9 protein-coding genes are annotated in these 7,279 nt (G+C 48.3%); all 9 read right to left on the bottom strand.

Annotated features, from left to right (window positions below):
- A partial coding sequence (locus tag BUA65_RS10570; RefSeq protein ID WP_207543887.1) for a transposase zinc-binding domain-containing protein occupies positions 1-233 on the bottom strand: 233 nt, incomplete at its 3' end.
- A 141-nt stretch (positions 234-374) separates the two neighbouring features.
- Positions 375-695 carry a DUF6951 family protein gene (locus BUA65_RS10565; protein WP_072869545.1) on the bottom strand — a complete coding sequence of 107 codons (321 nt, stop codon included), beginning with the start codon at positions 693-695 and terminating at the stop codon, positions 375-377.
- Positions 696-1,219: 524 nt separating this feature from the next.
- Positions 1,220-1,786: an ABC transporter ATP-binding protein gene (locus BUA65_RS10560; RefSeq protein WP_207543886.1), complete on the bottom strand. Its 567-nt coding sequence runs from the start codon at positions 1,784-1,786 to the stop codon at positions 1,220-1,222.
- Positions 1,783-2,616 (bottom strand): ABC transporter permease, encoded by an 834-nt coding sequence (locus BUA65_RS10555; RefSeq protein ID WP_084062297.1) that lies wholly within the window; start codon positions 2,614-2,616, stop codon positions 1,783-1,785. The genes BUA65_RS10560 and BUA65_RS10555 overlap by 4 nt, the downstream gene beginning before the upstream one ends.
- Positions 2,613-3,362 (bottom strand): ABC transporter substrate-binding protein, encoded by a 750-nt coding sequence (locus tag BUA65_RS10550; protein WP_278246276.1) that lies wholly within the window; start codon positions 3,360-3,362, stop codon positions 2,613-2,615. Before BUA65_RS10550 ends, BUA65_RS10555 begins: the two co-directional genes overlap by 4 nt.
- Positions 3,363-3,882: 520 nt before the next feature.
- Positions 3,883-4,920, bottom strand: coding sequence for a biotin synthase BioB (locus tag BUA65_RS10540; RefSeq protein WP_072869540.1), 1,038 nt, complete (start codon positions 4,918-4,920; stop codon positions 3,883-3,885).
- Between the two features lie 390 nt (positions 4,921-5,310).
- Entirely contained in the window at positions 5,311-5,784 is a 474-nt protein-coding gene (locus BUA65_RS10535) for a PadR family transcriptional regulator (protein WP_242656304.1), read from the bottom strand.
- Positions 5,785-5,845: 61 nt separating this feature from the next.
- Positions 5,846-6,157, bottom strand: a complete 312-nt coding sequence (locus BUA65_RS10530) for a DUF6951 family protein (RefSeq protein ID WP_072869538.1) — start codon at positions 6,155-6,157, stop codon at positions 5,846-5,848.
- Positions 6,158-6,194: 37 nt separating this feature from the next.
- On the bottom strand, positions 6,195-7,271 hold the full coding sequence (locus tag BUA65_RS10525) for a uroporphyrinogen decarboxylase family protein (RefSeq protein ID WP_072869536.1): 1,077 nt from the start codon (positions 7,269-7,271) through the stop codon (positions 6,195-6,197).
- Between the last annotated feature and the right edge of the window lie 8 nt (positions 7,272-7,279).

The following is a 7,279-nucleotide window of genomic DNA, read 5'->3' as shown; positions in this document are numbered from 1 at the left end:
ACCTTACCACATGAGGGACAAAATCTGCTTTTGCAAGTAAATGGAACGATCTTTTTTTCTTTGCCCCCGCAATCTAAACACCAGTATTCAGCAAACCCGTTTTGGGGGTCCCCACATCCAAGGACCTTAGTGACAGCTTCCTTTTCGCATTCACGGATAGCCGCTGAATACTTCGCTTCAAACTCAGGCCATTTTAACTTCAGTATTTCTTTAATTTTCGACGAGTACCTCATGTCTAAATATTACCATAATATGGGCTCATTGGGTACCCCTATAAGAGCCCCCCAAAAAGTATACTTTCCTTAACAATAAAAAATGTCCCGTTTTTACGGGACGACGTTTTAACCGGGCACTACGTCTTTAGTTCCCTCACCCTAGCCATGAGCGTCAATTTTAATGATCACGTCCTTGGGAACGGCTCCGCCCAGTTCCACCTGAATGGTCTTGATGATGGCGCAGGGCACCGGGCAGTCGGGATGCTTCAGCCTTTTGCTGGCCTTCTGGTATATTACCGAATCGATCATTTTGCCGAAGACATTGCGGCTGCAGTCCACCTCGGCCAGGTCCTCATTTAGACTGCGCAGGTCCTGGCAGGCGCTGATAATCTGCACCCGCACCTTCATCTTGCCTATCTTCGTGACTTTTATCACACTGGTAAACCCACAGGCGCCAGCCATCACTTTGGCTTTGGCCATGTTGCCTACCCCTCTTCCCGGGAAAAGCGGAATTTAGCTAATTTATTATAAAATAAATACCCTGGTATGGCAACGGGGCGAGAAGACTAGTCCGTGTCAAGATTCAGCTGGTATCTCTACAAAAAAAATTTACCGTAATGAAACCTCACCGCTTAAAACATAAGCTTCACAGCGGCGGCCTTGACGCCCACTTCTTGGGTAGCTTGCCAGACGATCATAAGGTGGTGGACAACTAGTATGCTCTCTTTGGTTATCAGCGGGATTCCAATAACCCTACCGGCAAAAAAAGAATTTAGTCATTATTTTTAGGGATTTTTACTTAAGTCCTAATATTAATGTGTTTAGTATCTCGCTTTTCAGTTGGGCAAAACAAGGAGTACCGGTTAACGAAAAAGAACGAGGAAAGCCAAAAGGAACCTGTATTTCCCGAATTATCCTTCCCGGACGCCGGCTCATAATGTAGATTCGATGTGTTAAAAGCAATGCTTCTTCGACATCATGAGTAACAAATAAAACGGTTATCCTTAGCTTCTGCCAGATGTCAAGTAAAAGCTGCTCATGGTTAAACGGGACAGGGCATCAAGAGAAGCAAAAGGTTCGTCCATCAGTAACAGTCGGGGGTTCAGTACAAGCACTCGAGCCAACGCTACCCGTTGCTGCATACCGCCGGAAAGCTGGTCGGGGTAATAATATTCAAACGAATCCAATCCAACTATCTGTATATACCTCTTCACCAACCTGGCAATATTCTTCTCCCCCCTGCGCTTGAGACCGTAAGAAATGTTATCCCATACGGTGAGCCAAGGAAAAAGAACGGCTGTTTGAAAAACCACCGCCCTTTCCGGAGAAGGCTTTTGGACGTGTTTACCGCAAAAGATAACCCGACCCCGGTCCGGCGGCACAAACCCGGCAATTATGTTAAGCAATGTGGATTTTCCGCAGCCGCTGGGACCCACAATGCCTATGATTTCGCCTTCATCCGCATAAAGGTTGATTTCATCCAAAACTTTTAGCCTTTCCCGGCCAATTTGGCCGGGAAAGGTCTTGCTTACCCCATCTATAAGCAGGTAATGCCCTGTTCCGTTCTTCATGATACCGCACCACCCGCCCGCGGTTGGTATAATTTAAACATGGTAGTAAGAACCAAATCAGTCACCCGTCCCCAAATAGCTATACAAACCATGGCAACTATAATCATATCAACATGACCCAGCATGCGGGCATCCATCATTACGGCTCCCAGACCCTGGGCAACACCGGTGAGTTCACCCAGTACCAGGTAAGCCCAGGACAGCCCCATGCCCAGTCTCAGTCCAGCTACTACGGCAGGGGCTGAGGCCGGTATTATTATCGTGGTGAATAGGGATATCTTATTGGCCCCCAACATTCTTCCTGCCCATATTAGCTGTGGGGGCACCGAGGCCGCACCCTGGGCTGAGTTGACATAAATGGGAAAAAAAGCAGCCAGGGCTATAAGAAACAGAGTTGTTCTCTCTCCCACCCCAAACCAGACCATTGCCACTGGAAGCCAGCCAATTCCCGGAATGGTCCGGAAAAGATGTATCGTGGGATCAATGGTTCTCTTTACCGCAGTAATACGCCCAGTTAAAAAACCCAGGGGCAGCCCTGCAGCCGCCGCAAAGCCAAACCCGGAAAAAACTCTGGAAATGCTAGCCAGGGAGTGATCCAACATGGTGCCTGAATAGGGTGTTAGTTGCCAGTTTCCCAAGGCAAAATCAAGGGCAACTTTACCAATCTCCATTGGTCTGGGCAACAAGTAGCCGGGGATATTGCCATCGACCGTTACCAGGTGCCAAACAATTAATAATAGGGCGGGCAGGGCTAACCCTAACGGGTTAAGCCTGCCGTCAATATCTGACCAACATAAAATTTTAGTCCCCGATTCTTTAAATGACCTCATTTCCCCATATTTTTCCGTGCCTCCTCGACAAAACTTAGATCGAACAGCGCGTCCACGTCCGGTATTTGAGAAATCATTCCCAGTTCCTTCATGCGCTTGGCAAGGTTTTTTGCGCGCTGGATATACTCTTTATCCAGATCCCAGGCAAGCTCCATGTTTCCGACAGCTATATCCAAAACTTTCCGGTCCGTTCCAAATCGGGAAGCCAGATTGAGCCACTCCTCCGGGCGATTTTTCAGTTGCTCCGTAGCCATGGCGTGGGCATTTACCAGTTGCTGGATAAGCCGGCGGTTGTTTTTAATTTTGTCACGGGTGGTAATCATAACCGCGTTAATGGTCCCGACATCTTCTCCGTAATAAGGATAGGCAAGTATACGCCCGTAGCCGTTAACAACGGCCAGGGAGGGGTACGGCTCTCCACTTAAGAAAGCGTCTACAGCTCCTTGGGAAAGGGCCTGCCCCATATCGAAAAAGTCAACCCGCGTGAGATGTACGTCTTTCTCTGGATCGAGCCCCGCCCGCCTTAATACTTCCAGTAGCAGGACATGGTGCATGGTACCCGGTACATAAGCGATTTTCTTCCCTTTTAAATCCGAAGGCTTATGAATTTCTGAATCTTTTCGCACCACCAGCGCTGAACACTTGTTACAAAGACCGCAGACGGCTACCACCGGCTCACCCTTGGAAGCCGCGGTAAGGGCAAGGGCCACGGTTGAACCACACATGTCAAGACTCCCTGCCAGCAAGGCAGCCTTTTGGTCAAAAGCTACCGGAAGATTGGGAAAAGACCTACAGCTACTACCGGCCGGTGCTCCTGGAAACTCTTGTGGAAAAGGACCGATTTGCCCGGAACCTGCTACAGGGCGGCCAACTGGATATTTGTCGGCAGCACGCAGGGCCGGGGCAAGCTGGACCGGTTCAAAGAATACAAGCTTCCGGTTAAGGATATTTATCTTTACCCCCTCGTGAAAAATTTTCGAGACATTCTCCTCGGGTTATCACCCCAATAACTGGTTCACTGAATATTTACTACCTTCTGTTACTCCCGTCATTTTTAACTAAGCAGGCCATTTTCCAAAGACGATATCCCAGGAATAGAGCCAGCTGACGAAAAAATTTGGTAGTGCCAATGGTTTATTAACCCTAACCATTCTACCTATTACAAGGTCTATAAAACACGTGTTTGACTCTTAAATTTTAAATAAAACTGTCTTGATAATGGGGTCCACCTTGGGCGCGAGGGGGTCGCTAATTTTAAAAATTCCTTCAATCAGTTAGGGGCGATACAGCTTTGGGGCGAACGGGAAATGCCTCGGAAGGTCCTTCCAGAGGTGTATAACCTGCCTCTACAAGTAGTTCCTTACAATCTTCAACGGTGAAACCCCTACCTTTTGAGGTATCCTCGAGCACATCCCGAGGATTAGGTCCTGTTTCCGCGTATATCTGATTAGCTCCAGCTCGCAGAGGTAATATCCTTGCTTCGTGAACGCCCATAGCCTTTATGGAATCTCTCGCAACTATCCTTGTGACGGCAACTGTTTTGGCTAAAGTCCACTGGGATATCATACCGTATTTATAGAGAGGAGTTTGGGGAACGGGAACTCTCCACATAGCTGCAAGACTTGCAGCGAGATAATCTTTTCCTCTGAACATCTCCTCGACTAATTCCTCTAGGGAGTGCTCAGGACCAATTGGCTCAACGCAATAAGCGAGAGCGAGTCCGAAATCCCTAATCGTTTCAAGCGTGCGTAATCTGACTTTAGGATCTATTTCAGTATCCCTTCCTTCGCGCAGACGGAAGACATGGTAGGCGCCTTGAAATCCCGCTTCCAGTAATTTCTCCGCTTCTTTTGGACCGAAATCTCCGATATTGGCTACCATTGGCATATCAGGGGAAAGAACTTCACGCACTGCTTTTGCGATTTCCAAGAAGCGCTCAAATGGATAATCCGCAGTAGTCATCAGGAAGATAGCGTTTGCTCCAGCATCCTCAAATGCCTTTGCCCTGCTGACGACCTCCTCAAGGCTCAGTTCCACACGCGAGGTAAAGACGCCCCATTTCTCGCCGAAAGTGCAGAATGCGCAGCTTTTAGGACAAGGCCAAATGTTTATACCAACTTGCGCCCATACCTCGCCTTTATCCCCGAAGTGTCTCCTCGTCAGTGTGTTGGCTACCGACATAATAGCATAGAGCTCGGGTGAGTTTTCATCTACTTGCAGAAGTTTGACTGCTTCCTGACGAGTGATTTGCTCGCCTGCTAATGCCTTATCAAGGATTTTCTCAATCTCAGGGTCCAGTTTCATTTTTTAACACCTCCTGTGGGTTTTACTCATTTATGATAGGCAACAACCCTTCTTTCTTGCCATTCATACTATGGGTTCTCCGGGCACTACTCCATAATGACTGCAGAGTTCATTTCGTACCACCTCCGTAATTATCCAAATCCAATAAACCAGTCTTCCCCCATGCCTACCCTTTCGTAAAAACCTCAAAATTTTTTGCCTCACCCCCTGAACACACGGAAATTTTGTTGTATGCTTAACCCACGGGTTACTTTGAACCGCTTTCAAAGAACATTCTTTCTTTCCCATGCTTTTCTGGTCCGTGCCCTTTTCCGGATTGCCCGCTGGTCAGGGAAAAGAACCGGGAAATTCTTTCCCTGACCGAAAGAAATAGATGTTATAAATCATGCTTTATGACCGGTCTTTAGTGGTTACTTTCTTTGCTTCCGAAAGTAGCATACCTATTATACGGTGATATTCTTCCAGGGTTTCAATCCAGCGCCTTAGGCATTCCTTACCTCCTTCTGTGATACGGTAAAAGCGTTTGGCCGGTCCTGTCCGGGAGATATCCCAGCAAGAAACGATTAAGCCACGCTTTTCCATAGCCTTAAGGCAGCGGTAAACACCGGCGGGATCCGGCTCATCACCGTTGAACATTGGTGTTTCGGCCAACCTTTGAACAATTTTATAACCGTGGAGATTTGCCTCAGTGAGAATTATCAATATGGCAGGCTGAACCATTTTGTCCAGGTATTTGCCTTCACAGGGACAATTCTTAATTTCCAATATAAGACTCACTCCAATAATAGACTTAGTCATATAGTTGGCGAAAAAAAATATTACAAATAAGGGAATTGTCAACTTAGTATGGTAAGGTTTGTCCAAAAGATTTTACCGTAAACTGCTTAAAAAGCCAGCTTTACAGCGGCATCGACAACGATAAGTATTAACCGATTACCCTGATGAACCCATCCCGGGGGAGGGCCAACCCGGCGGCCACCTCGATGGCCTTCATAATGCCGGCAGGCACCAAACAGGCCGGATGGGGAATAAAGGGAGAGCTGAGGCGGTATACCTCACTCTCATGCAGCTTGCCGAACAGTTCCTTATATGCGTCGACCTTCAATTGTCCCTGCACTTTTTGCCAGTTGGGACATTCGCTTTCCACCTTCAACTCCACCATACGCCTTTGTTCTGCTGTGGCCGAAACAACGGTATTAAAACCGCAGATACCGCCAAAGATTTCTACTTTGGCCATTAAAAGAACCCCCAACCCAACTTGATAATAGGCAAACTCAATGGTAAACCCCGTATGTCCGCGCCGCTTGCATAATGGCTGCCAGGTTCAGGAGTGACCCGTTTGGCGGGAACTCACAGCCCGGTGCCAGAATAAATCCTCCATCGCAATCCTTGAAGGTTTCAATCTCGCGGCGGCATTCTTCAATAACCTGCTCCGGAGTCATGATCAGGCCCAATTCAGACGGAACCAAATAGCCCATGGTTACCACTTTCTTCCCCCATTTGGCCGCATGTTCGGCCCAATCCTTGCAATCATCCGCCGGGTAGGCGTGGGAAATGGCCTGCGGATTCAGCCATTTGATCTGGGCATCGAAATAGGTGGCCCCACCGCAGTTGTGCAACGCCAAGGTAATGCCTGCATCCCGGATTACGTCGCACAACTTTTTAGCGTATGGCCCCTCTATATTCTCCCACATTTTCTTACTCATGATGGTTTTGCAGGCATAAAGGGTATCAACGGCAATCGCATGTACCCCGGTCTCAATCATGGCCCGGGCGTAATCACACAATACTTCGGTAACCACTTCCAGTCCCGCTTTCACAGCCTCAGGCCGTTTCAAGCAGTCTTTAAACAAGCGCTCATGGCCGCGTAGCTGAGAGAGCACACCCAGTGGGCCATATATAAAACCACAAACAACCTTTTCCTTGCCCCGTGCTTTAACCACCCGCGCCATGGTTTCCAGAACCATTTTCATGCGGGGTGTTTCCCGGGGATTGATCTTTTCCAAACGGTAATAATCCTCTTCATTTTTAATAAACGGCTTGTTGGTATCGGTGTAGGGTGTGCTGTGCGGTGGGAAAACCGTTGCCTGGCCCCAATCGGCCGATTCCACAGATAGGTCAACGAGCCCCACAATAACATCATAATCAAACAGATCCACAGACTGGATATAGGCTTCAGCACAGGCCTCAGCATCGGTGGCCCATTTGGGATAGGTAACGCCGTTAACCCGACGGGCAGCACCGCATAAGAGCGGAGCTACCGGTACACGGTCGGGTTTTTGGTAATTTAAAGCCGCGACCACCCGTTCTACTGAGGTCATCTCTTCGCCCTTGTGTTTGAGCAACATCATAGCAAACC

It is taken from the genome of Desulfofundulus thermosubterraneus DSM 16057, from assembly GCF_900142025.1.
Taxonomy (GTDB): domain Bacteria; phylum Bacillota; class Desulfotomaculia; order Desulfotomaculales; family Desulfovirgulaceae; genus Desulfofundulus; species Desulfofundulus thermosubterraneus.
Note: the sequence above shows the minus strand (reverse complement) of the source record. Positions and strands in the feature narration are given on the sequence as shown.